Genomic DNA, 26,487 nt, shown 5'->3' with positions numbered 1-26,487 from the left:
GTCTGTATATGCAGACGGAATGCGGCACCTCGAAAACAGTTTCAGTTTTGCGGCTGTTTTTTCGGGGTGTTTTTTTAAGGCGGACAAAAAAGTCTATGAGAAAAAGACTGGCTGGAATTCTAGGCTGCATTTTTTGTGCTTTAGTCTGCACCAGCTGCAGAAAAACAATAGATATGTCACTGGCAGAAATTGCAGAGATTACGCAGTCCGGAAACGAAAGACTGCTTGAAAAAACTGTTTCAAAGCCGTGGCGCGGAGAAGCGTTTGTGCCGGGCAGAACCGGCGGTACGTGGTACGATACGATTCTTTCTGACCCGAAAACGTTTAATCAGCTTATTGCCGAACGCGATGCGGCTTCCAGCGGCATTATTTCAAATACACTTGATTATCTTGTTGACTATGATATGCATTCTAGGGAATGGAAGCCGCATTGTGCATTTTTTGAAATTGAAATTGATGAAAAAAACGGAACTTTAACCGTTCACTATACGCTGCGAGACGGCTTGTTCTGGACCTACTACGGCCGCGATGAGAAAATTCCTGTTACAAGCGATGATTTTGTTTTCTGGTATAATGAAGTTGCCGGCGATAAAGAAATCGGTTCAAGCGGCTATGCGCAGCAGTTTGTAGTAATGCCTGACGGAAGCGAGCGCCGGGTGGAATGCGTAAAAATTGACGACAGACACTTTGACTTTGTGTTTCCGCGTATTGTGGCCGATCCGCTTCTTGCTACGAATATGAGTTTGTGTCCGTCATTTCTTTTTAAGCCGGCGAAGGAGAAAGACGGGGTGGAGGGCATAAAAGCTCTTTTTTCTGCCGACGTTGACGTTCGCACGATTCCTTCCTGCGGAAAATGGTATATTACGGAATATACGCCGGCCCAGCGTCTTGTGTTTAAAAGAAATCCGTACTATTGGGAAAAAGATGACAACGGAACGTCCATTCCGTATATGGACGAAATGGTTTATCAGGTTGTTGGCGATATGAATACGGACTATCTTTTGTTCAAGCAGGGAAAGACAGAAGGTTTTTCACCTCGCCCGGAAGATGTAAGTGATGTAATTGAAAATCAGAAAGACTCATATACTGTGTTCAACGCAGAAGGAAGCATGAATGCTCAGTTCTGGAGTTTTAACCAAAATCCTAAGAACAGTAGCGAGGCTTATTACCGCTGGTTCTGCAATAAAAAATTCCGGCAGGCGATGAGCTGTCTTATAAACAGGGACAGAATTATCGACCAGACGTACCGCGGTCTTGCCTCTGCAAAATATTCGTTTTTCCCGGAAGCAAATCCTTTCTATAATCCTGAAATTACGCTGCAATACAGATATGACCCGGCACGTGCGGTGCAGCTTCTTGAATCAATCGGCTTTTACCGTGATTCTGACGGTTGCATGCGGGACAGCACCGGAGAAAAAGTTGAATTCGATTTGACGATTGCGTCCTCAAATACCGTTACAAACGATATGGCGCTTATTATTGCCGACGAATGTTCTAAGGTTGGAATTACGCTGAATATCCGTCAGATTGATTTTCAGAAACTGATTGAGATGCTCACTGCGACGTATGACTGGCAGAGCGTTATTCTTGCATTCGGAGCGATATTGTTTCCGTCGCAGGGAAGCAACGTCTGGCCAAGTTACGGAAACCTTCATTTGTGGTATCCGCTGCAGGAAGAACCGGCTACGGAATGGGAGGCGCGGCTTGATTATCTGTATAACGAAGGCTGTTACACCATAAACCATTCGGATGCACAGAAAATTTGGGATGAATATCAGCGTCTTGTGCTTGAAGAATGTCCGCTGATTTATCTTGTGCGCAGCCGGAGCGTTTACGCAATAAGAAATAAATGGGATTTGCAGAATGTCTATTACGACAACAGAAACGGTGCAATGACCGACTGGGTTTTTGTGAGGAATTAGCACGATGAAAGAAAAATTTGCTGCTGTCTGGAATACGTTTTGCCTTCCGTGGCGGGCGTTCCGGAAAAAATCTCCGCTTGCTTCATTTATTACAGGAAGAATTCTTACGATGATAGTGCTTCTGTTCCTTCTGGGACTTGCGCTTTTTGCCCTTATGGATTTAGCTCCCGGTGATATTGTTGACCAGATGATGAGCCAGCAGATTATGTCGAGTGCGGAAGGCGGAAAGGCTGCTTCGTCCGGAATAAACGGACAGGAAAACATACTTTCTGAGGAACGGCTCAGTGCACTTCGGGCGGAATTCGGGCTGGACAAGCCGTTCTATGTGCAGTATTTCAAGTGGCTGAACAGGATGATTGTTCATCACGATTTGGGAATAAGCCTTATTTCCCGTGCGCCGGTCAGTTTTCTTATAAAAAGCCGCATCTGGAATTCGGTGCTTTTAAATCTTATCTCGCTTGTGTTTATTACAATTGTTTCTTTTCTTCTGGGAGTATATTTTTCAAGCAAGGCAGGAACAAAGATTGATACGGCGGTAACGTTTTTTGCATTGTTTTTTCATGCGTTTCCGGGAATTCTTCTGCTTATTCTTCTTCAGCTTTTGGCAAGTGTTACAGGGCTTTTTCCGGTTACTGCTTATCCTGATTTTCCGTTCAGTGCGGCACCAGTGAAATTTGCTTTCAGTTATATGCATCACGTGTTCCTGCCGCTTCTTGCTTCGTTTTTGGGCGGAGCCGGCGGAACGATGCGTATGATTCGCGCGACGATGCTTGACCAGATGGGAATGCCGTATATTCTTGCACTGCGTGCGCGTGGAATAAGCGAAAAACGTGTGTACCTTGCGCACGCGTTCCGGAATACGCTTAATCCGTATATTACCGGCAGCGCAAACTTGCTTGCAAGCCTTTTCAGCGGTTCCCTCGTTCTTGAAATTATTTTTGCCTATCCGGGAATAGGCAGACTGATGTACGAAGCTGTCCTTCAGGAGGATATTAATCTTGTTCTTGCAAACAGTATGTTTATCAGCGCACTGGTTCTGGCCGGAATGGTAATCAGCGACATTCTGCTTGCTCTTGTTGACCCGCGAATCCGGTATAATTAGAGGTGCTGTATGAAAAAATTTCTTAAGTATCTGAAAACACGGCCGCTTGCGTTTTCAAGCGTAATAGTCCTGATTATTCTTTATGCAATGATGATTTTTGCACCGTTTTTTGCGCCGTATTCGCCGGCGCGTACGTTTGAAGCAAATACGTTTCACCCTGCGAATATACAGGTTACTGCGCACGGACTTAAAGTCCGGGAGTACCGCGCAATCAATAAGTCTACATGGCAGTATGCGCGCGTTACGGACAAGGAGTGCATTCACGACCTTCGCTTTTTTGTAAAAGGCGAGCCGTATAAGATTTTTGGGCTTATTCCCTGTTCAGTTCATCTTTTTGGGAGCAGTTCCGGCTATCCTGTATATCTTTTGGGTGCGGATAATCTTGGACGCGATCTTTTCAGCCGGATTGTCTACGGAAGCCGAATTTCCCTTACGATAGGTTTTGTAGCAACGGCAGTGTCGCTTTTTCTTGCGGTACTGTTCGGCGGAATTTCCGGCTATTTCGGCGGTGCTACCGACTGGACCATAATGCGCTTTGCAGAATTCTTTATGCTTATTCCGAGCCTGTATTTCATTCTGTTTCTGCGCTCTCTTTTGAACACGCGGATGAACAGCGGTACGTCATATATGGTCATTACGCTTATTCTTGCGCTTGTCGGCTGGCCAGGGAGCGCGCGCACAATCCGCGGTATGGTTCATTCAATTAAGCGCGAGGAATTTGTAATGGATGCAGACCTTGAGGGCGTTCCTCCTGTTGTTGTGATTTTCCGCCATATCATTCCGCAGATTTCAAGCCTTCTGATTGTAAGTACGGCACTGAGCGTTCCTGGCTTTATTATGAGCGAAACGACGCTGAGCTATCTTGGACTTGGAATAAATGACCCTGCCGTAAGCTGGGGTTCTCTTATAAACCGCGATGTTTCTACGCTGTCGAACCTGCGGAATTTCCCGTGGCTTTTATATCCTGTGGGAATGCTGCTTGTTGTCACGCTGGCGTTTAACTTTCTTGGCGATGCGCTCCGCGACTTTTACGATCCGTACAATGCGGTCTTTAAAAAGAAAAAACTTACTTTCCGACGGAATGACATTGCAGAAGAAAATGTTGCCCCTTCTTCCGGTGCGCTTTTAAGCGTGCGGAATTTGCACGTTACGTTTACCGTATTCCGCGGTGCAGAGCAGACTTTTATATACGGCGTTAGGGGCGTGAGTTTTGACGTAATGCCCGGTGAAATTCTTGGACTTGTAGGAGAATCTGGAAGCGGAAAGTCAGTTTCTACGGCAGCAATTCCGGGACTTCTTCCGGCAAATGCGGCGGCGGAAGGGCATATTTTTTATGACGGAGTTGATTTGTTTTCACTTTCGCAGGACGAACTCAGAAAGTACCGGGGCAGGGAGATTGCGCTGATTTTTCAGGAACCGGGGCGTTCGTTTGATCCGCTTCAGAATATCGGGAGCGTTTTTTTTGAAACGTTCCGTGTAATTGAGCCGGAAATATCAAAGGAGGAGGCTATGTGCAGGGCGGAAAAACTGCTTGAAGAAGTAGGGCTTCCTGATCCGCGCAGGCGGCTTTCTGCCTATCCTCACCAGTTTAGCGGAGGTCAGCTTCAGCGGATAGGAATTGCGCTTGCTCTTGCGCAGAACTGCCGCCTTTTGATTGCGGACGAACCGACGACTGCGCTTGATGTGACGGTACAGGCGCAGATTGTGTCGCTGCTTTTGCGGCTTAAAAAAGAGCGCAATCTTTCCATTATATTTATAAGCCACAACATACATCTCGTTGCGCAGATAAGCGACAGGATTCTGGTTATGTACGGCGGAAAGGTGATGGAAGAAGGAGAGGCGCAGCAGGTGATGAATGCACCGCGCCATCCGTATACAAAGGCTCTTGTGAAAGCATTGCCGGAATTCGGAAGTCATTATACGGACGGACGGATGATTTCCATTCCCGGAAAAGTCTGTGATCCGGCTGAACCGCCTGCCGGCTGTCCTTTTGCGCCGCGGTGCAGTTATGCAAAAGATGAATGCCGGAAAGATGGTGCTGACGGATGTCCGGGCGCAGACTGAAACAGTTTTTCATCCGGGCGTTGCGTGCGCTGTGTATGAATTTCTCAAAAAAAGCCCCGGATACTGTTCGTACAGTTCCGGGGCTTTTCTTTCTTTTTTACAAAACTACGTAAGTTCTTTGTTTATTTTTTGTCGATAAGCTTGTATTTCCAGGCGAGTGGAATTGAAAACTGTGCAAGTCCGACATTGTCGTTGAACTTCATTCTAAAACCAGCATTGAGCGTTCCGAACTTAGGAAGCTTTATGTTTACGTACGGATATACCACTGTTTCAGATGCATCTGCGCCAACAAGCGTGTTCACCTTTACAAAAGTATTCAGTGAAAGTGTATCTGTTGCGTCAAAAGAAACGCGTCCGCGAACCTGAAGAGGTACGTAGTCATCATTGTCTTTTTTGTATTCCAACGTTTCATAACCAGTGATGTTTTTATCAGCATCTTTTTCTGCTGCTATGTATTCGTTGTTCAGACCTGTTGCAAAGTCTGCAAAAAGACCGAGTTTTGCGTCCTTGATTTTATATCCGGCAGAAGCGCGGAGAACGTATTTTGATGCAGCAGGAAGGAATGATGTGTCCGTTGAATTGTAGACAAAACCTGCGTTGAGGGTAAGGTTTTCTACGCTTTCAAGAGCCGCAAAAATTCCTGTAGAGAAGTTTCCGTTCGTTACGCTTTTGAGCGTTGCACCGAATGAAGCAACGTCCTTTATGCGGTACTGTGCGCCAAAGTTCAGCTTGAACGCTTCGTTGTTATCGTAGAGGCTGTCTCCTGAAATGTTTGCTGCAAGTCTGAGTCCTGCTACATCTCCGATAACTGCAATGCCGTTTTCTGCCATTTTTCCGTAGCTTGCATAGTCGTCTGATGCTGCAAAATAGGAAGCTGCAACAGTGTATTTTGTGAAGAAGTCGTTTCCTGCAACAAAACCAAGCTGTTCAACCGGGCGGTAGCGCAGGTATCCTCTGAAACGTACGTCAGCTTCTTTTCCGTTCAGCTTGCTTGTGCTGAATTCAGTTCTGATTCTTCCGTCAAGTTTGGCTGTAGAAAAATCAAGCTGAAGGCGGTCGCTTACGGTTGTTACTGAATTTCCGTAGTTTGAATCGTCCTTTTCATCGTGCTGGGTGAATGTAATGAAATCACTTCCGCCTGTAGGAGCGTCTATGGAATCACTGTTTCCACCGAATGTGTTTGTAAGGGTGATTGACTGTGCAAAAACCGACGTGCAGAGTGAAAGACCTGCGGCTGCTGCTAATACGCGCTTTTTCATATAAAAAACCTCCAATGAATGTGCGTTTTCTTGTTTTATGTTGTACCAAGAAAATAGCGGAGCAATGTAAAATTGATTTTTTGCATTTGTTAAGAAAACGTAATGTTTTGTAAAATCCGGTAACCTTCACTACATTTTTTTTCTTTTACTTGAGAAGTACAGCCATATTCACTATACTAATGAACGTGGCGGACATTTTTAATAACGATAAAATCATCATTCGCGGTGCACGCGAACATAACTTAAAAAATATTGATGTTGAGATACCAAGAAATAAACTTGTTGTCATTTCGGGACTTTCAGGAAGCGGAAAAAGCTCCCTTGCGTTCGATACGCTTTTTGCGGAAGGACAGCGCCGGTATATGGAAAGCCTTTCTTCCTACGCGCGGCAGTTTCTTGGCAGTATGGACAAGCCTGACGTTGATTTAATAGAAGGTCTTAGTCCGGCTATTTCAATTGAACAGAAATCAACGAATAAAAATCCTCGTTCTACGGTGGGAACGATTACTGAAATTTACGATTACTACCGTCTGCTTTTTGCAAGAACCGGTCATCCTCACTGTCCTAACTGCGGACGCGAAATTCAGGAACAGACCGTAGACCAGATTATTGATACGATTATGAGCTGGGAGGACGGAACAAAAATCCAGCTGCTTGCGCCTGTTGTCCGCGGAAAAAAAGGTGAACATCAGAAAATTCTTGATGACGCGAAAAAAGCCGGTTTTGTCCGCGCGCGGATTGACGGCGTAATGGCAGATTTGGAAGAGACCGTAAAGCTCGACAAGCAGAAAAAGCATACGATTGAAATTATCGTTGACAGGATTGTAATTCACGAAGAGTCAAGAAAGCGCCTTGCAGGTTCGGTGGAAACGGCTCTCGCAAATTCAAACGGCATTATCGTTGTTCTGCGCCGCACGGAGTCCGGGGATGAAGAAATTTTCTTCAGCCAGAAAAATGCCTGTCCTGACTGCGGAATTTCCATTCCTGAACTTCAGCCGCGGCTTTTTTCTTTTAACAATCCGTTCGGCGCGTGTCCGGAATGTACAGGGCTTGGCGAAAAAATGGAATATGACCTTTCGCTTATGATTCCTGACGAGTCAAAAAGTTTCAACGAACACGGAATTCTTCCGTACAATCCGACCAGCGCATGGAATTCCTGCCGTTTTCAGGCACTTGCCGATGCGTACGGCTTTACACTTGATACCCCGTTCTGCGATTTGACGCCGGAGCAAAAGGACGTTCTTATAAATGGTTCGGAAAAAGTCCTGCACTGGGTGTACCACAAGCAGAGCGGAACCGGTATGTCCGAGTACAATCAGCCGTGGCAGGGCATTCTTTCTGATATGCGCCGCCGCTATGTTGAAGCGTGGGGCGACCAGATGAAGACGAGCCTTGAAAAATATATGTCGCACAATACGTGTTCCTGCTGTCACGGAAAGCGGCTTCGTCCTGAGGCATTGGGCGTAACCGTCGGCGGAAAAAACATCTACGAACTTACGGAACTTTCTGTTTCACAGACGATAGATTTTTTCAACGGACTTAAACTTTCTGACTCCGAGATGAAAATTGCCGGGCAGGTGCTTAAAGAAATCCGTTCGCGCCTGAATTTCTTAAAGGACGTTGGGCTTGACTACCTTACACTTGAACGCGCTGCAGAAACTTTGAGCGGCGGTGAGGCGCAGAGAATCCGGCTTGCAACGCAGATTGGTTCTGCGCTGTGCGGCGTTATGTATATTCTTGATGAGCCTTCAATAGGTCTTCATCAGCGTGACAATCAAAAGCTTATAGATACGCTTGTCCATCTGCGCGACCAGGGAAACACTGTTATTGTAGTAGAACACGATGAACAGACGCTCCGCACTGCGGATTACCTTATAGATATAGGACCGGGTGCTGGAATTCACGGCGGAAAAGTTGTTGCTGCAGGAACGCCGGAAGAGGTGATGAAGATTGAGGAAAGTGCGACAGGCCGCTATCTTGCCGGAACTTTAAAAATGGACATTCCGTCATCGCGCCGGAGCGGAAACGGTAAATTCCTGAGGGTGTGCGGCGTTACGGAGCATAATCTTAAGAACGTAAGTGTTGATATTCCGCTTGGAACGTTTACCTGCATTACAGGCGTTTCTGGCAGCGGAAAGTCTACCCTTATGAGCGATGTTATTTATCCGGCGCTTTCGAATAAAATTATGCGCTCAAAACTTGCTGTGGGTGCGTACCAGTCAATCGAGGGTGCGGACGCCATCGACAAGGTAATTAACATTGACCAGAGTCCTATCGGACGTACGCCGCGCAGTAATCCTGCTACATACGTAGGCGTTTTTGACGCAATCCGCGATTTGTTTGCAAGCCTTCCGGAATCAAAGGCGAACGGTTTTTCAAAAGGCCGGTTCAGCTTTAACGTAAAGGGCGGACGGTGCGAAAACTGTCAGGGGTCGGGTACTATTACAATTGAAATGAATTTTCTTCCGGACGTTTTCATTCAGTGTGATGTGTGTAACGGAAAGCGCTTCAACAAGGAAACTCTTGACGTCCTTTACAAGGGAAAGAGCATTAACGATGTTCTGAATATGTCTATAGAAGAAGCCTGCTCATTCTTTGCGTCCATTCCGCATATTGCGCGAAAACTTGAAACGCTCAAATCTGTAGGATTGGGGTATATTGAACTTGGACAGAATGCACTTACGCTTTCCGGCGGAGAAGCGCAGCGCGTAAAGCTTGCAAACGAACTTGCCCGCGTTTCCACCGGAAAAACGCTTTATATTATGGACGAGCCTACGACAGGCCTTCACTTTGCAGACGTAAAAATGCTTATGGAAGTCATACAGCGGCTTGTAAATCAGGGAAACAGCGTCCTTATGATAGAGCATAATCTTGATGTCATCTGTCAGGCGGATTATATTATAGACTTGGGTCCGGAAGGCGGTTTCCGCGGCGGAACGATTGTTGCTTCCGGTACGCCTGAAGAGGTCGCCGGGTGCGAAAAATCGTATACCGGTAAGTTCATAAAGGATATGCTTAAGTCAAAAAAGATATAAAACATAATGAAAGAAAAACGTAATGTCCCTGCTCTTATTTTCTCTTTTTGTGCGCTTGCGTTTGCGCTGTTTTCTCAGCCTGCGTATGTGCAGGAGTCGGAAAGGACTGTCATAAATATAGAAAATGCACAGAATACCCGCTATGAGAAAGACAAACAGACTGGAAACGACATTATCATTCTTTCCGGAAACGTAAAGGTTTCCGTTTCAAAAGGCTCGAACAAAAACGTCATCACCGCAGACGTCATCCGCTATGACCGCGTTACGGAAATGATTTATGCGGACGGCTCTGTTTCTCTTGAACAGAATACTGCAAATTCAGGAAGCCAGAATGTAACGGCGAATGCGCTTATGTTCAATACTTCTACGCTTGAGGGCGTATTTGATGACGGACGCGTCGTTCAGACAAAATCGGATGCGATAAACCTGCCTTCCGGTTCTACGCTTATCGTTGCTTCGGACATTTTCGGGCGCAGCGAGTCAAATACTATTGCTTTCAAGGACGGCGTACTTACTTTCTGCGATGACGAAGATCCGCACTGGAACATCAAGGCGTCGCGAATATGGCTTTTGCCGGGCGGCGAGTTTGCATTTTTAAATGCGCTTCTTTTCGTAGGGCCTGTTCCTGTCTTTTATTTTCCGGCATTCTATTATCCTAAGGACGAGCTTATTTTTAATCCTGTATTCGGTTACCGGAAAAGGGAAGGCTATTTTATCCAGACGACGGCGTACATCTACGGACGAAAGCCGCTTGATACAACTTCATCGTCTTCGTCAAGTTCTTCTACGGAAAGTGACGGCTCGGAAAAACTCAAGGCTCTGTTCAATTTTGTAAAGCCGTCTTCCCTCAAAGAACAGCGCATTGAAGGGCTTATGCTCCACAATCTTGACGCGGACTACAAGGGAAATACGACGAACTACGTCAAGATTATGGGTGACTATTACTCAAATATGGGCGTTATGGTCGGTCTTGACGGTGTAATAAAGCCTCCTAAATATGTAACGAATCTTGAACTCGGACTTCAGCTGGGATTTTCAAATACGATTTTCAGGGAAGGCACGGACTATCTGCCGTACGGAAAATCAGGCGAAAAGTATTACGACAAATCAAATCTGTTCGGTTTTTCGCTTCCGTTCCGGTATTCAACTAATTTCAAGATGTCGGTGTCAAAGCCGTTTTCGCTTTCACTTTCGCTTCCGATTTATTCAGACCCGTTTTTCAAGGATGATTTTTCTGACCGTACGGAAACAATGGACTGGATAAGCTACTTGATTGATTCTGCAAATGATACTGACGAAGATGATACAATCAATGAAGTTTCGTCGTTCTCCTGGACTCTCACAAGTTCTTATTCCGTTCCTATTCCGGATTTCATAAAGCCTGTAATTTCGTCTTTTTCGCTCAGCCTGAATTCGTCGATTGCGTTTTCTACTATGACTACGACTGATTTTTCTACGAGCGGCATAGAGGACGCAGACCTTTCTTCCTGGAAAAGCTATTCGCCGCAGCGCAAATTTTACTATCCTTCGCAGATTACGCCGGCGACGTTGTCGGGAACTCTCAGCGGAACGATTGTAAACTATTCTTCTACAAAGACAAAAACGGCAAAGTCTGTGCAGACGCCGGCTTATGCCGTTCCCCTTGCGCTGCCGGAAGAATTCCTTTCTGACAAGGAAAAAGCGGATTCAGAAACTGCTTCTGAAAGTTCAGATTCTGCGGAGGATGGGGAAAATCAATCTTCTTCTGCACTTGCTTTTGACGAGACTTCCCGTCAGGAAGAAAAAAACATCTTTTTGAATTCCGAGCCGCTTCCTAAGCTGAGTGCAGTAAGCGATTCTTCATCGTCTGTTCCGGGAATTGACTTTTCTATGAAATATTCTGTAAAGCCGTCAATTTCAACGCAGCTTGCCTATTCGTCTTCAAATTTAAAGAAAGCCGATGATTTTGAGTGGGATAACTTGAAGTCTTCTATGTATACGATAAAAGTTCCTGTTACGCTTGACAACAGTTTCAGCTATGCAGGCTCTTTTTTCAATGTGAGCAATTCCTATACGTTCAATCCTGTTTTCCAGAAACACCCGTACATTTCGGACAACACGGATAAAGGCGGCTACACCGCTTCTCAGATTACGTCCCTGAAAAAGACTGACTATTCTGCAGAAAAGCGCGATTTGACAAATACAAATTCAATTTCGCTAAAGCCGTTCTGCTATATTCCTTCGATAAAAGATACGGGAATTACCTGGCGTTCTACAATCAAGCTTGTGCGCACGGAATTTCTTGCGGACGAATATGATGCAGAAGAAGATAATCCTGAATGGAAATATCATTGGGTTGACTGGGATGACGAAAATGCCGTAACGACAAACGCAATCGACCTGACGTTTGCCGCTAATCAGATGGACAGCAAATTTTCCCAGAGCCTTACGCTTTCAACAACGCTTAAGCCGCAGGCAGAGGCGTATTACGGCACTCTGAAATTCGGTTTTCCGTACACGTCGCTTGCATTTGAAGCAGGAATAAAAAAAAGCAGCACTGCGGACGATGCCGACTGGGTGAAGCAGCCGTTCAAGCAGAGCCTTACGCTTAGCCTGTTCAGCAATACGCTTAAGTTTTCCGAAAGCTACAATTACAATATGGAAGAAAGCTATCACGACTCGATGAAACTTTCTTTAGGGTGGAAAAGCCTTTCTGCCGCCTACACGATGTCCTACACCTACGGCTATGATTTTTCAGACGGCTCTAAGGAAGGTGAAAAACGCGGATGGACTCAGCGGGCGGAAAAAGAATTCCTGCCGTACTCGCTTTCGCTTAGCTATTCTCCGTCTACCAAAACTGTGTACACCTGGAAAAACAGAATCAGTATGGGACTGGGACTTTCAACAAGCGTCGTTGCAGATTTGCTTAAGCCTACGAGCAGCTATTTTACGTTCTCTCCGTCTGTTTCATTTAAAATACACGAATTCCTTACGGTTACGTTCTCCTCTACGTCAAGAAATTCCGTCATTTACCGCTATTTCGGCAATGACATAGGACTTGCCGGCGAAGAAAATATATTTGTCGACCTGTTTAATTCTTTCCGCTTTGATGACGAAAGCCTGCGTCAGGCATCGGGCTTTAAGCTTAAGTCGCTGAAATTCGACGTTACGCACGAACTTCACGACTGGGATTTCAAGATGTCATTCAAAATGGAACCGCGTCTTGTTACCGAAGACGGTAAAAAATCTTATGATTTCAGTCCGTACATAACGATTTCAATTCTGTGGCGCCCGATGTCCGCAATGAAGACGGAGATTATCGACGACTACGGCGAATGGAAACTTCAGTAGTGCGGCAGACCCTGGCGGTTCTGCACCCGGCGGGAATAATTGACAATAAGGCTGTTGAACTTTACAATTACATAAATAACGTGAACGAGTATACGATAGTCGTGCCTGATGCAGATGTACTTTCCTGTGTATGCGGCACGAATGACAACAATTTAAAACTCATTGAAAACCATCTGGGAACGCCGGTTTTTACGCGCGGAAACGAACTGTCCGTAGATACCGATGATAGTTCTGTGCGTCAGGAATTCCAGTATATTATAGACCGCATTGTAGATGAAATAAATGACGGAAGCCGTAATACAGGCGATATAATAGCTTCTGTCCTTAATATTGAGCGACGTGCAGATGTGGAGCAGACATCAATTCTTGTTCCCGGGGCACTCAGGAAAATCTATCCGCGTACGCAAAATCAGGCGGACTACATTATGTCTATGCGCAGGCACGATATGGTTTTCTGTTACGGAGCGGCCGGCAGCGGAAAAACGTTCCTTGCTGTGGCAGAGGCGCTCAGGCTTCTTCTTTCACGTCAAAAATCAAAAATGATTATTTCGCGTCCTGTTGTTGAAGCAGGGGAAAGTCTGGGTTTTCTGCCAGGTGATTTACAGGATAAACTTAATCCTTATTTACGGCCGTTTTATGATGCAATGGAAATGATTATTCCCCGTGAAACTGTAAAGCGGCTTGTTGAAGCTGGTGCAATTGAAATTGCGCCGCTTGCATATATGCGCGGACGCACGCTGAACAACAGCGTCATAATTCTTGACGAGGCTCAGAACACAACGGTTGAGCAGATGAAAATGTTTCTTACGCGTATGGGAGAGGGCGCGAAAGTGTTTGTTGCAGGAGATATTACGCAGACAGATCTTCCTAAGCGGGTACAGTCAGGGTTGGTTCACGCGGCTAATCTTTTGTCTTCCATAAAAGAGATTGGAATGAACAGGCTTACTGCAGAAGATGTAGTCCGCAATCCATTGGTAAAAAAAATAGTAAAGGCGTATGAGAATGAACAGAATGAAAGCGAATAATACAAAAAGTTCAGCATCAGTTTTTTTTGCGGAAATGAGTGCGTTCATAAAAACGCATTATAAGGTAATTGTCCTTATGCTTACCGGTTTTGCCGCGGCTACGATATTGAATTTTTTTAATGTTGCAACCAGCCAGACAATAGCTTCGTTCAGAATGGAAGATTTTGAAGTAGGACAGATTGCAGACAGGACAATTTATGCTTCAAAATCAATTCCGGCTGACGAGATGAATCCTGTTTTTATTGAAGAAGGCGAAAAGATAATAAGAAAGGGCTTTCCGATTACGGAAGAGGCGTATTCAAAGCTTCTAAAAATGTCCGAATCACCTATTTATCTTGACCTTCGGGCGTTTGCAAATTCGGAACTGTACCTTCTTCTTTTGATGGTGATGTGGTATCTGTTCTTTGCGTTTATTCCGCGAAAAAGAAATGTGCTTCTGCGTGAATTTGTTTTTCAGGTAATATGCTTTCTTATTGTGTACGGAGCGGCGGCGTTTGGTGCAAAGACACAGGCTTTTGCATCTCCGTTTGCGCTTAACATAATTATTCCGTCGTCGCTCTTCGTCCTTATAGAGGCGATTTTGTACGGTCAGCTGAACGCGGCGTTTTTCTCCGTAGTTCTTGCATTCGGCGTATTCGATGCAAGTTCCTGCCAGGCCGTACCGTTTCTGTTTACGCTTGCTTCCTGCCTTGCGGCTTCAACTGTCGTGCGAAAAATCGAGCGCCGTATTGATATGGTATTTGTTTCCCTCATTCTTGCGTTCATGGATTCCGTAATGGTTGTTCTGATTGCAGTTATTTTTAACGAAAAATTTGCCCATATGCCGATTATTATCGGCGGTGTTGCGGCAAACGGTTTTCTTTCCGGAATTCTTGCGCTCGGCTTTATAACGCCTGTTGAATTCCTCTTGAATACGGCAAGTGTATTCCGTCTTATGGATTTAAGCGATCTTAATAATTCTGTAATGAGAAAAATGCTTGTTACGGCAAGCGGAACGTATCAGCATTCGCAGATGGTTGCGCAGCTTGCGGAAAATGCGTGCCGCGACATCGGGGCGAATGCGCTTGTTGCAAGGGTAGGTGCGTATTATCACGACATCGGAAAAATGGATCAGAGCGAGTATTTTGTAGAAAATCAAACGAACGGAATAAACAAGCACAATGCCATGAAGCCAAGCCTTTCTGTTTCCGTTATCAGAAGCCACGTGCGTAAGGGTGTTGAAAAGGCACACCAGCTGCATCTTCCGCAGCAGATTATCGACATAATCGAAGAGCACCACGGAAACAACATAATTGCCTATTTCTATGAAGAAGCAAAAAAAGAAAATCCGAACGTAAATCCGGCAGACTATTCCTATACCGGAAATCCGCCGTCCACAAAGGAAAGTGCCGTTGTAATGCTTGCAGATACTGTAGAAGCAGCCTGCCGCACGCTTGAAAATCCGACGGAAGAACGTCTTGATAAATTCATACAGATGCTCATAAACGGAAAGGCAGAGCATCACCAGCTTGATAAATGCGACTTGACGTTCAGCGACATTACGACGATAAAAGATGCGTTCGTAAAGCTTCTTGTCGGCTACTACCACAACAGGATTGAATATCCTGATCAGAAAGACCCTGCGGAAGATGCATCAAAGAATGCGGACGGCACTAAGGGTGAAAAAACTGAAAAAGCAGAAAAAAATGAAAAGAATGCAGAAAAGAAGAGTTCAAGACAGTCTGTTTCGCTTGGCGACAAAACTTTAACAGAGGTAAAACTCAATGGCTAACCGCATATTGATTTCCGTTCAGGACGGAATTGAAAAGCCTGAGTGGCTTGACGGGGTAGAGCCGTTCGTTCAGACTGTAATGGAAAAACTTTCCTATGACAAAGAGGAGATTTCCGTTCTTTTTTGCAGTAATGAATTTATACAGGAACTGAATAAAAATTACCGTCAGATTGACAGCGCAACAGACGTGCTGTCGTTCGAGAACGGCGAAGAATACGAAGATGAGGAAGGAGTATGGTTTTGTGCCGGAGATATAGCCGTCAGCCTTGATATGCTGCCGGAAAATGCAGAATATTTTGAAACTGATGCAAATACAGAATTGAAACGGCTTTTGATTCACGGAATTCTTCATTTGAACGGAATGGATCACGAGCCGGAGCATATAGAAAAAGGCGTTGAGCCTGAATGCGAAATGCTTGTCCTTCAGGAAAAAACACTGAAGGCGCTTGAAACAGAGAAAATTATAAGTATATAGAAAATACAGGAACAGTATATATGTTTTTTAATAAAAAAAAGAAAGCTGCATATTCATTGGAAGACATTACGCCTGAGCAGCAGGAAATTCTTAACGAAGAAAAGCGTGATATGATTCAGGGAATTGAGGAGCTGAGCGAAACGGCTGTAAAAGAGGTGATGATTCCGCGAATTGACGTTGATTTTATCGCCGTAGATACTCCTCTTGACGAACTTATGACAAAAATCCGGGAGAGCGGTCATTCGCGTTTTCCTGTGTATTCAGAGTCAATTGATAACGTTATCGGTGTTTTGTACGTAAAGGACTTGATTTATTCGCTTGGAAAAAAAGAAATTCCGCAGCTTGATAAAATTATCCGCAAGGCATATTTTGTTCCGGAATCCAAGCGGATTGATACGCTGCTTCGTGAATTCAAGCGCCGTCACCTTCATATTGCCATTGCCATTGACGAATACGGCGGAATTGCCGGAATAATTACGATGGAAGACATTATCGAAGAGATTGTAGGCGACATTCAGGACGAATTTGACAACGAGCGTGAAGACATTATATCAGTCGGTACGGATATGTGGCTTTGTGATGCCCGCGTTGACCTTGACGATTTGAACGAAATGATTGAAGCACAGTTCCCGGCGGCAGATTTTGATTCTCTGGGTGGATTTGTGTTTGATCTTTTCGGAAAAATTCCTGTCCGCTTTGAAAAAGTTTCCTGGGGTGGATTTGATTTTATCGTTCAGGATATGGAAGGACACCGCATAAACCTTATAAAAGTCATCAAGAAAACTGAGGAAAAAAGCGATGAAGAGAAAAAAGACTAGCATCCGCATCCTGCTTTTCTGTGCGTTCTGCATTTGTTTTGCAGGCGCGCCGTCATTCTGTGCAGAAAAAACTGCTTCTTCTTTTTTTGACGAGGGGCTTTCGGCGCAGAATGATGAAAACTGGTACGCCGCATCACAGCATTTTCTGGAGGCGGTGCAGACAAATCCTGTCTATGCGGATGCCTGGTTTCACCTTGCGCAGTGCTCCTACCAGCTCGGAGAATTTGAACTTGTCCTTACGCAGCTTGATGAAGCAGAAAAATATGCAAAAGATGATACGGCACTGCAAAATCTTCGCGGAATGACGTATATTGCTCTTGGAAAATTCAGTGAGGCGCGCACGATTTTTGAGCATATTCTTAAAAAAATGCCGAATAATGTTGATGCGCGCTTTGGGCTTGCAGAACTTGATTTGTTTGACGGCAGGATTTCCGGGGCGGAAAAACAGTACGGCGAGGCGCTTAAGCGTCAGAACGAGAACAGAAAGGCGCTTTTAAGCCTTGCAGTAGTTTCGGCGCAGCTTGGCAAAGCAGAGAATGCAAGGCATTATATTTCTCAGGCAATCGGCTATTATTCAGGAGAAGCAGAAGTTCATTATCTTGCCGCAGTTGTAAGCGCAATGCAGGGTAACTTAACCGGCGCAGAAAAGCAGTGTCGCGTTGCAGTCGAACTGAACGGAAATTATGACAGGGCATACGAGCTTCTTTCAAAGGTGCGCTTTGCCCAGAACGAATACGAAGAAGTTATTTCTATCTGTGATTTCAGGATTGCGCGGGATCGTAACCGGGGAAGCGCGTGGTATTTAAAAGGCGCGGCAGAAAAGGAACTTGGGCGTACGGCACAGGCAGTTAATACCTGGTCATCAGGGCTTTCCGTTGTTCCTGACGACGAAATAATGCGCGCCGCTCTTGAAGTAGAGGTAAATAAATCTGTGCCGCTGGAAGATTCGCGCCGTACTGAATGGGCGCAGTATCATATACAGCAGGCACGTGAATGTACGCGCCGTTATGACAAAACGGGTGCATTGTATGAATATCAGCGTGCCCTAAAAATTGAGCCTTCCAATGAAGAAGCGCGCCTTGCGTATGCAGATATGCTTGAACTGAACGGAATGCACGAACTGTATCTTGAGCAGCTTCTGTTTATCCGCCAGACGCGTGACTCGGCGGACGTGCAGGACGAAAACCGGAACGTTTCTCGCCGTGAAGTGCAGATGAACGACACTATAGAAGCGTATGATAATCTTCTGCAGGATTCCCTTTCGCATAAATGGAACGTTCAGCCGTTCTACCTTGATAAAACGCGCTGGAACATCGGAATTTACTATGTGCCGTCTGCTGTAAACCAGATTCATATACAGAATAATACGGTTGCCGCAGAATTTGCTTCTGATATTTTTACCGGTATTGCAAGTGCATCCGTTCTGGCGCACCCTGAACAGGTTGAAGGTTTCGGTGATGCGTATCAGAAGGCGCGCACCCGCGGAATGGACTATTTTGTCATACTTTCGCTTGATGAAGGCTCGCGTGACGTAACGCTTTCCTACACGATGTATTCCGGTCGCACAGGAAATAAAATTACGCAGAATGATTTGTACGGAACGGCGAATGCGCGCTATGCGTCTGTGTTCCGCCGTTTCCGCCAGGAAATTCTTGAGCACCTTCCTGTCCGCGCAAAAATCATCGGTCGTGAAGGAAAAACGCTTCTTGCTGATATTGGACGTTCTGAAAACTGTACGGAAGGGGCTGTTTTTGACGTCGTGCGTAAAAATGCCGTTCAGACTTCAAGTACCGGCGGAGGCGTTTCGTATAAAGACGATGACATTTTGGGTTCGTTTACAGTTACCGTTGCCGGCGAAGAAATTTCAGAAGGTCTGCTTGAATACCGAGGATTTTATGACCGCGTGAACGTAGGTGATGAACTTGTCCTTATAAAAATGCCGGTTCGTGATGAAGACAATGCGCTTCTGCCGGGCGAAACGATGCAGGGAAGTCCGGCTGTTGATACTGCACCGCTTGCCGATGCAAACGGCGAATCTGTTTCTCGAAAAAAAATGAGCCTTACTGCCGAAGATTTAGGAATCCGCCGTACGCCGTCGTTCATCGACCTTATACGTAGTATTTACTGAATTAAAGAAACCTCGAAAAATTCGTCTTTGCCGATTTTTTTTTTGCTTCTTTAAAGAATTCTACGAAAGTTCAAGCGTACTCCCTACTCAGGAATCGTATATAAATCAAGCGTGGAATCAAGCCAGCGTTTTGCCGCCGCAGGATACACGTCATATACTTTAAGAAAAGTCTGAGCCGCATTTTTATAGTCTGCGGAAAAATAATAAGTTTCCGCAAGATAGAAAGTTGCGCGGTTCGTAATGTCTTTTGTTCGGTTTGTTCCGATAAGCCTTTCGAGTGCGGCTTCTGCTTCCTTGTATTTTTTTTGAATGAATGTTGTCCTTAATATTTCAAAAAGAAGAAAAGCATCGCCACCGTCTGGAGAAACAAGATCTTCTTCAAAAATATACGGTTCAGAAATTATGTTCTTTCGTATTTCTGAATCATTTCCAAGTTCACGGGCAATCATATACGTTGAATCGCTCATTTTAAGGCTTTTCTTGTTCTGGCTTTCGATAAGGTCAAGGAACGGAAGGGGCGTTTCCCTTAATCCGTTTGGCGAATAAAGTTTTTCTTTTGCAGAAGCCGTAGAAGCAGCACCTGTTTTCTGCGGCACCGGTACTTTCAGGTGTGTTCCGCTTACGGTAGCGTTGATTGACGGCAGAATAATATCGTAAGGTCCGGAAGAAGTGTCCGCAATTACAGCATAGTAATAATCCTTAAAATCACCGGCAGTATCAGAATATGATATGGACGACGGCGGAAGTTCCGCTAACGGTGTTTTTTCCGAAAGGTCATAGAAAGAGCAGATCGGCTTTATGTCCCGGTAGACAAGAAGTTTTGTAATTGCAGGAGAAGCAGACTCTGGAAGTTCCCAGGAAAGGTTTATTGCTGTTCCCTTTATGCTTGAAGCAAACAAATCCCGTATGATAGGACGTTCCGCCGAAAAAGTAGGCGCAGAAAGCAGGGCAGCTGCAAGCAGGGCAAAAAATCGTGATTTCATCATTCTTCTATAATAAACGCATACCGTTGAAAATTCAATTATGACGCAGATGTTTTTCCTTGTGAAAATAAACTCTTTGTTCTATAATCACCGGGTATGAATAATTTTGCACGAGTCTTTTTAAAGGCAAAGGAAGAACAGGAAATTCAGCAGGGATTTCCGTGGGTTTTTGACAATGAGATTTCACGCGTTAAGTATCGCAGGAATGAAACGGACGAATGGCAGCAGACTTCTCTGGAAGAAACTTTAGTGCCGGACGGAAGCGGCGTTGAAGTATATACAAAAGCAGGCGGTTTTTTGGGAACTGGAATAATTAACCGCAAGTCAAAGATTACAATACGTATTATTTCTGCAGAACACGCGGACAAAGTTTTTGAGGACACGTATGCGTTCTGGGAAAAGCGCGTTTTTGACGCAGTGAATATCCGCCGTACTCATTATGCGGAAAATGATTCGTATCGCCTGATTTTCGGCGAGGCTGATTTTATTCCCGGCTTGATTTGCGAACGATACTGCGACGAGGGCGGAACGGTTTATCTTGTCGTGCAGTTTCTTTCGCTTTCCTGCGAGGTTTTTAAAAAAGAAATTATTGCCGCCCTTGAAAAAGCGTGCAGACCGTTCGGAATTTATGAGCGGAGCGATGCCGGCGTGCGCGAAAAGGAAGGTCTTTCTGAAACAGCCGGCTGGATTGGAAAAGCACACGGCACGGTGATTACGATTGTTGAAAACGGAATAAAAATCGCCGTCGACATTGCGCAGGGGCAGAAAACAGGCTATTTTCTTGACCAGAAAGATAACCGCCGCGTTGCATCTGCCTTCTGTCACGGAAAAAAAGTCCTTGATACGTTTACCCACACCGGTGCGTTCGGACTTAACGCATTTAAGGCAGGTGCAAAAGAAGTAGTTTCCGTTGATATTTCGGAGGAAGCCGTTTCGATGGTAAAAAAGAACATTACGTTAAACGGCGCATCTAAAGTAGTAAAAGCTGTCTGCGCAGATGTTTTTGACCTTCTTAAAAAATATGAAGCTGACGGTGAAAAGTTTGACGTCATTATCCTTGATCCGCCGGCATTTACAAAAAGTGCAAAAATGATTCAGAAAGCGTACGGCGGCTACAAGGAAATAAATCTTCGTGCAATGCGGCTTTTGAACGAGGGCGGAATTCTTATTACATGTTCCTGCTCTCATTTCTTTGAGCCGGAAATGTTCTACGATATGCTTATGCACGCCGCAGCAGACAGCCACCGGCGCGTACAGATTCTTGAAAAGCGCGGCGCAGGTCCTGACCATCCTGTGCTTCTGGGCTATCCAAAATCCGAATACTTAAAATGCGCTGTGTGCAGGGTGATGTAGCGTGGGAAAATATAATTGCATCGTTCTTTTAGGACCTACTGCTGTCGGAAAAACTTCAATCGGAGTGCAGCTGGCATATCAGTTTAACGGTGAAATTATTTCGGCGGACTCGCGGCAGACGTATCGTGGACTTGACATAGGTTCCGGCAAGGACTTGTGCGAGTATACGGTAAACGGAACTCCTGTTCCATATCATCTTATTGACATTGCCTATCTGTCGCAGGAATACAACGTTTTTCATTACCAGCAGGATTTTTACCGCATTTTTCCGCAGGTTATTTCACGCGGAAAACTTCCTGTCGTCGTAGGCGGAACGGGAATGTATCTTGATGCGGTAATACGGAATTATGACCTTGTGGACGTTCCGGAAAACAAGGAACTTCGGAAATCGCTTGAAGGAAAAAGCCTTGAAGAACTGGGCAGAATGTATCTTGAACTTAAGCCCGATTTGCACACAAAAAACGACCTTCTTGAGCGCGAACGCGTTATCCGCGGAATAGAAATTGCGCTCTGTCAGGGTGAAGAAGCGCAGGAAATCCGAAACAGAATGATTGTGCGCCCTGATATACGTCCCCTTATTATCGGAACGACGTTTGAACGTGAAAAAATCCGGCAGAATATCTACCGGAGGCTTGTTGAACGCATTGATGAAGGAATGATAGAAGAGGTGAAGCATCTTCATTCAGACGGATGCAGCTGGGAGCGTCTTGAAAAACTTGGTCTTGAATACCGTTACTGCTCGCTTTTTCTACAGGGAAAAATTGCGTCCGTAGAAGAATTGACGCAGCAGCTTTTTATTGCAATCCGTCAGTTTGCAAAACGGCAGGAAACCTGGTTCCGCTTTATGGAAAAGAACGGCGTAAAAATCAACTGGCTTCCTGCTGTTCCTGACAAAAAAATCAGGATTGATGCGGCGGTGCAGCTTGTAAAAACGAATTTTTAGGCGTTTACCGCGATTTTCATTTCTTCTTTTATTTCCGTAAGGTAGCCTGTGCGGATGCAGCAGTCGAACAGTTCTTTGCTCAAAAAATCTGTCTGTACATCGTCGTAGCCGTCAAGGTCGCGCACGATTCTGATGACATATCCCTCGTCTGTTTCGCGAAGTATTGTCATATAGTCATTCTTGTTTCCCAAACTCTTAAGTGAATAACTTTTCATTCTTAGCCTCCGTAATAGTGGATGTATCAAAACTGATTTGAACTACATTATTATTTTCGGTAATATAAAATTAAATGTTAGAAGAAAAATCATTATGTACGTTTTGTGATGCACATTTTCATCTTGTTCAGTGCAGCAGATTTTTTGATGTACATAATATCTATCCTTCCTCCGAAAACGAAAGTTTTTTCGGCTGTACCTGCTCGCATGAAAGGGAAGAGTATTTTCTGCATAAAGAACAGTCGGCAGTGCTTTCTGAAAAATTTAAGAATGTACATCTTTTTACGTCGTTCGGTATTCATCCGCAGCTTCCTCTTACGGAAAATGCCGTTTTTCTGGAAGATTTACTTAGGTGTGGAGAAATTGATGCTGTAGGAGAAGCCGGTTTTGATTTGTATACGCCGGAGTTTAAGAAAACGATTTTGGAACAGGAGGGTGCCTGGCGCACTCAGGTAGAACTTGCGGCACAATACAATAAGCCGATTGTCGTGCATTGCCGAAAAGCCCTGCACCTTATTTTCCTGGACAGCGCGCTTTTAAGAAAAATATGCGCCGTTGTGTTTCATTCGTTCTGCGGCGGAATGCATGAAGCAGAAGGAATTTTAGGAAAAGGAATAAACGCATATTTTTCGTTTGGAAAACAGATTTTAAACGGAAACAAAAAATCAATCGAATGTGTGCGCTTTCTTCCTTCGGAGAGGCTGCTTCTGGAAACTGACGCACCTTTTCAGACGCTTAAAAACGAAAATATGACTTCGCCTCTGGAGATACGGCGCGTATATCAGGCGGCTCTTGAAATCCGCCGCAGGGAAAATCCGCTTTTGTCTATGGATGAACTTCAGCGCGCGCTTTCCTGTAATTTTCTGCGCGTTTTTGACATGGTGGAAAAATAAAAGCCACTTTTGCAGCGGCTTTTATTTTTTTATCTGTAATTTTTACGCCCGTGCCGCGCCGTCTACGTGAAGTATGTCGCCTGTTATGTAGGATGCCATATCGCTTGCAAGGAATACAAATGCGTTTGCTATGTCAACCGGCTTTCCTATTCTTCCCAGCGGAATTGACTTTATAAGCGGATCAATCATTTCTTTAGGGAGCGCACTTACCATATCTGTTTCTGTAATTCCAGGTGCTACGGCATTTACACGTATTCCAAGCGGTGCAAGTTCCCTTGAAAGTGATTTTGTAATTCCGTTTACGGCGAATTTGCTTGCCGGGTACATAAAACCTGAAGGCTGACCGTAAACGCTTACCATTGAACTTGTATTAAGGATAACTCCTTTCGTTTCCTTTAAATACGGAACTGCTGCTTTTGAGCAGACGAATACGGATTTTATGTTAAGATCTGCGATTTTATCGTATTCTTCTTCTGAAAATTTAAGAAGCGGCGTACTTGATGAAATTCCTGCATTGTTTATCAAGACGTCAATTTTGCCAAAATCTGCACAGATTTTTTCCAGAGTGCGTTTTACTTCTTCTTCGCAGCTGAGTTTTGGTGCATAGCCACGCACTTCAAACGATTTATTCTCAGCTTTGAGTTTTTCTACGGCTTTTTCTGCTGTTTCTGTGCGGCTTCCAAGAAGCGCGACCTTTGCTCCGTTCAGCAGGAACTGACGTACAGTTTCATAGCCAATGCCCCTTGTTCCGCCTGTGATGACGGCTGTTTTTCCTTTTAAAAGCATAATTCCTCCAAAAAATATAGTATACAATATAACATAATTATACCATAGAAACAGCTTGATTCAAAGTACAGTTTATCCCAGCGGAGAACAGCAGTAAATAATAAGTTTGCAACGCAAACTTTAGGTAAGATAAAGCCGCGCTATTTTAGCGGTTTTATCTTACACTCTTTTTAATGATTCTGTGCAATACGGAAACCAGCGTATTTCTCTCTGACTAGCTGACCGCCTTGGTTGCCTGATGAGTGAAATTGACCTAGCGCATCGCTTTGGTTTGCTGTATCTCCACCTCTGCATGCACGCATTGTATGGAATTTGTTTGTTGAACCATAAGTTACATTGTAATCAAAACACCATTCAGGAACATTTCCGCTCATATCATAGAACCCCAAGTGGTTCGGGAGTTTTCCGCCAGAAAGGTGTGTTCTATAAGTACCGATGGAATTATTTCTTGTAAGTGTTTTTAAGTTTGCCGTTGTATCATCCAAACCTGATGCTGTTAATTTTGCTTCTCCTGCAGAATTTAATTTCCACCAGATATAATTTTGATAAATCTTAGAAACCGGAAATTTAATTCCATTCATTTCTTCTATTGCCGTCGGAGAAAACATTGCACCGGAATCATCTCCAGAAACATTTCTTCCAGAAATTGCAGTTGCATCAGGGCGTTTTCGGGCAGCGTATTCCCATTCTTTTGCATAAGGAAGCCTAAAACCGTTTGCATTTTCGTCTACATAAGGATTGTCAACTTGACCTGGTTTTATAAGATAATCTTTTAATAGTGTGGAAGACGGACCTGTTGAATTTTTTATAGGATTTTCTAATTCAGGATCTGTGTAGTAAACAGGTTTAAGGTTTTGCATTTCGCTTAATGCATTACACCATACCATTACATCGCGCCATGTAAGTAATGTGACCGGCATTTCAACAAGTTTTGGTTCTGCTCCTTCACCGTTTGGATTCATACACGCTTCAGCACCCGGACCTCCATACATTCCTTCAGCACCTTTGTTTACAATCTTGTAGCCGTGCTTTTCTGCCCATTTTAAAACTTCATACCAGGTGTTGTAACTTGTTTCGTACATTGCAAGGCGGAACGGTTTTACTGTCGTCGGGTAGGGAATTTCAAGTAAATCTTCGCCTAAAATAATTGAATCGTCTGTTCTTTCGTCGGTAAAGGAAATGTCTATCATCGTAAAATTGGCATTTGTGTTGCTGAAAGTTACGGTTTGTTTTTCTGTTTTGATGATTTGGTTTAATTTTGTTGTGGCAGTAATTTCTTCAGATTCGCTTTTGTTGAAAGAATTGTCCACTGAGCACAGTGTAAATTTGTATTTGGTGTTTTCTTCTAAATCTGTAAATGTGTAAGAAACGCTTTGCGATGGTGAGCCTTGAATTGTAATCGGTTCTTTATCGTCGATTTTTATTTCCGTGTTGAAAAAGTCTTTGTCTGAAGGATTTATCCATGAAATTGTGATGCTTGTAGCTTCTGCTTCTGCTTTGATTTCCTGAGGTTTTGCAGGCGCCGTTGTATCTGGTTCAGACGGAATTTTTACAATGTATTTTTTTTCTGTGGGATTGCTTGAGTTTCCTGAAGAATCTTGTGCTGTTAAAGTGAATGTGTATTCGCCAGCTCTTGGTTTTGGTAATTGAAGTGAAGAATCGGAACCTGGTTCTCCTTGAACCGGAAATTTTAATTCTTCTGGGATTTCCGGGTATTTTACGCTTACAACAGTCTGAACAAAATCTTCGTCCGTAGGATTTTTCCATGAAACCGTGATTTTTAAATCGTCTTCTGAAATTGTGACTGACGAAACCTCTTGCGGAGGAATTATGTCTTTTCCGTAAGTTTTTATGATTCCTGAACTTTTGTTTCCGTAGATGTCGACAGATGAGATTGTAAATTTGTGTAAAATTTCTTTGTTGACCTGTTCGATTAGGATAGCCTGTTTTGTGTTTCTTTCAGAAGAAAGTTTGACTTTTGACGATGATGTATTTGTTTCGTGAATAACTTCTACACCGTCAAAATCGTAATCGCCCGGCGTTACCCATGAAATTATAAGATTGTTTGCATTCGGCGTAAGTGAAACTCTAAAATGAGTGCGTAAAACAGCACAGAAAAAGGAACAGATTTAAGGTGCAAACAGCCGATAAATTAAGCAAGGCGGTTAGCACATGGCAAAGAAACGACAGACATTCAGCAAGGAATTCAAGGCAAAGGTTGCTCTTGAAGCTTTACGAGAAGAATCTACGATTCAGGAAATTGCAGTAAAATATGGCGTTCATCCGAATCAGATTTCGCAGTGGAAGGCACAGGCAATTGCAGGTATGGCAGATCTTTTTGAGCGTCCGAACAAGAAATCTGAAGAAGTCCGCCGGCAGGAAGAA

At 44.4% G+C, this 26,487-nt stretch carries 19 protein-coding genes; 14 read left to right on the top strand and 5 right to left on the bottom strand.

Annotated elements, in window-relative coordinates; translation table 11 throughout:
* Positions 1-95 precede the first annotated feature (95 nt).
* From B5D55_RS10820 to B5D55_RS10810, 3 genes are read left to right on the top strand one after another with little or no spacing between them, the layout of a single operon-like run.
* A complete protein-coding gene (locus B5D55_RS10820; RefSeq protein ID WP_078934044.1) occupies positions 96-1,922 on the top strand; it encodes an ABC transporter substrate-binding protein in 1,827 nt (608 codons plus the stop codon).
* Positions 1,923-1,926: 4 nt separating this feature from the next.
* Positions 1,927-3,024: an ABC transporter permease gene (locus tag B5D55_RS10815; protein ID WP_078934027.1), complete on the top strand. Its 1,098-nt coding sequence runs from the start codon at positions 1,927-1,929 to the stop codon at positions 3,022-3,024.
* 9 nt (positions 3,025-3,033) lie between these two features.
* On the top strand, positions 3,034-5,088 hold the full coding sequence (locus B5D55_RS10810) for a dipeptide/oligopeptide/nickel ABC transporter permease/ATP-binding protein (RefSeq protein ID WP_078934026.1): 2,055 nt from the start codon (positions 3,034-3,036) through the stop codon (positions 5,086-5,088).
* A gap of 122 nt (positions 5,089-5,210) precedes the next feature.
* Here B5D55_RS10810 and B5D55_RS10805 read toward each other — a convergent pair whose 3' ends face one another.
* Positions 5,211-6,347, bottom strand: a complete 1,137-nt coding sequence (locus B5D55_RS10805; RefSeq protein WP_078934025.1) for a hypothetical protein — start codon at positions 6,345-6,347, stop codon at positions 5,211-5,213.
* A gap of 185 nt (positions 6,348-6,532) precedes the next feature.
* Between B5D55_RS10805 and uvrA the strand changes: the two genes are divergently transcribed.
* From uvrA to B5D55_RS10770, 7 genes are read left to right on the top strand one after another with little or no spacing between them, the layout of a single operon-like run.
* Positions 6,533-9,382 (top strand): excinuclease ABC subunit UvrA, encoded by a 2,850-nt coding sequence (uvrA, locus tag B5D55_RS10800; protein ID WP_407701174.1) that lies wholly within the window; start codon positions 6,533-6,535, stop codon positions 9,380-9,382.
* Positions 9,383-9,388: 6 nt separating this feature from the next.
* On the top strand, positions 9,389-12,712 hold the full coding sequence (locus tag B5D55_RS10795) for an LPS-assembly protein LptD (protein WP_078934023.1): 3,324 nt from the start codon (positions 9,389-9,391) through the stop codon (positions 12,710-12,712).
* The gene (locus B5D55_RS10790) at positions 12,697-13,737 is read left to right on the top strand and encodes a PhoH family protein (RefSeq protein WP_078934022.1); all 1,041 of its coding nucleotides are present in this window, start codon (positions 12,697-12,699) and stop codon (positions 13,735-13,737) included. Before B5D55_RS10795 ends, B5D55_RS10790 begins: the two co-directional genes overlap by 16 nt.
* A complete protein-coding gene (locus B5D55_RS10785; RefSeq protein ID WP_234975428.1) occupies positions 13,715-15,508 on the top strand; it encodes an HDIG domain-containing metalloprotein in 1,794 nt (597 codons plus the stop codon). The genes B5D55_RS10790 and B5D55_RS10785 overlap by 23 nt, the downstream gene beginning before the upstream one ends.
* Positions 15,501-15,983, top strand: coding sequence for an rRNA maturation RNase YbeY (ybeY, locus tag B5D55_RS10780; protein WP_078934020.1), 483 nt, complete (start codon positions 15,501-15,503; stop codon positions 15,981-15,983). Before B5D55_RS10785 ends, ybeY begins: the two co-directional genes overlap by 8 nt.
* A 20-nt stretch (positions 15,984-16,003) precedes the next feature.
* Entirely contained in the window at positions 16,004-16,801 is a 798-nt protein-coding gene (locus tag B5D55_RS10775; RefSeq protein ID WP_078934019.1) for a hemolysin family protein, read from the top strand.
* Positions 16,782-18,929 carry a tetratricopeptide repeat protein gene (locus B5D55_RS10770; protein WP_078934018.1) on the top strand — a complete coding sequence of 716 codons (2,148 nt, stop codon included), beginning with the start codon at positions 16,782-16,784 and terminating at the stop codon, positions 18,927-18,929. The genes B5D55_RS10775 and B5D55_RS10770 overlap by 20 nt, the downstream gene beginning before the upstream one ends.
* An 83-nt stretch (positions 18,930-19,012) precedes the next feature.
* Here the strand turns inward: B5D55_RS10770 and B5D55_RS10765 are convergent, their stop codons facing one another.
* Positions 19,013-19,915, bottom strand: a complete 903-nt coding sequence (locus B5D55_RS10765; protein WP_078934017.1) for a tetratricopeptide repeat protein — start codon at positions 19,913-19,915, stop codon at positions 19,013-19,015.
* 93 nt (positions 19,916-20,008) lie between these two features.
* Between B5D55_RS10765 and B5D55_RS10760 the strand changes: the two genes are divergently transcribed.
* Both B5D55_RS10760 and miaA read left to right on the top strand, forming a co-directional pair.
* Positions 20,009-21,265, top strand: a complete 1,257-nt coding sequence (locus tag B5D55_RS10760) for a class I SAM-dependent rRNA methyltransferase (protein ID WP_078934016.1) — start codon at positions 20,009-20,011, stop codon at positions 21,263-21,265.
* A gap of 1 nt (position 21,266) precedes the next feature.
* Entirely contained in the window at positions 21,267-22,208 is a 942-nt protein-coding gene (miaA, locus tag B5D55_RS10755; RefSeq protein WP_078934015.1) for a tRNA (adenosine(37)-N6)-dimethylallyltransferase MiaA, read from the top strand.
* On the opposite strand, the gene B5D55_RS10750 is transcribed toward miaA, so the two are convergent.
* Positions 22,205-22,423 carry a hypothetical protein gene (locus tag B5D55_RS10750; protein ID WP_078934014.1) on the bottom strand — a complete coding sequence of 73 codons (219 nt, stop codon included), beginning with the start codon at positions 22,421-22,423 and terminating at the stop codon, positions 22,205-22,207. The two genes, miaA and B5D55_RS10750, sit on opposite strands and share 4 nt — an antisense overlap.
* A 74-nt stretch (positions 22,424-22,497) precedes the next feature.
* On the opposite strand from B5D55_RS10750, the gene B5D55_RS10745 reads away from it, so the two are divergent.
* A complete protein-coding gene (locus B5D55_RS10745; protein WP_078934013.1) occupies positions 22,498-23,316 on the top strand; it encodes a TatD family hydrolase in 819 nt (272 codons plus the stop codon).
* Between the two features lie 42 nt (positions 23,317-23,358).
* Here B5D55_RS10745 and B5D55_RS10740 read toward each other — a convergent pair whose 3' ends face one another.
* Positions 23,359-24,102, bottom strand: a complete 744-nt coding sequence (locus tag B5D55_RS10740) for an SDR family NAD(P)-dependent oxidoreductase (RefSeq protein ID WP_078934012.1) — start codon at positions 24,100-24,102, stop codon at positions 23,359-23,361.
* Positions 24,103-24,272: 170 nt separating this feature from the next.
* Positions 24,273-25,604: an SUMF1/EgtB/PvdO family nonheme iron enzyme gene (locus tag B5D55_RS10735; protein WP_327199518.1), complete on the bottom strand. Its 1,332-nt coding sequence runs from the start codon at positions 25,602-25,604 to the stop codon at positions 24,273-24,275.
* 670 nt (positions 25,605-26,274) lie between these two features.
* Here B5D55_RS10735 and B5D55_RS10730 point away from each other — a divergent pair.
* On the top strand, positions 26,275-26,487 hold a 213-nt coding region (locus tag B5D55_RS10730; protein ID WP_078934010.1), incomplete at its 3' end, for a transposase.

It is taken from the genome of Treponema porcinum (assembly GCF_900167145.1).
GTDB classification, from domain to species: Bacteria; Spirochaetota; Spirochaetia; order Treponematales; family Treponemataceae; genus Treponema_D; species Treponema_D porcinum.
Note: the sequence above shows the minus strand (reverse complement) of the source record. Positions and strands in the feature narration are given on the sequence as shown.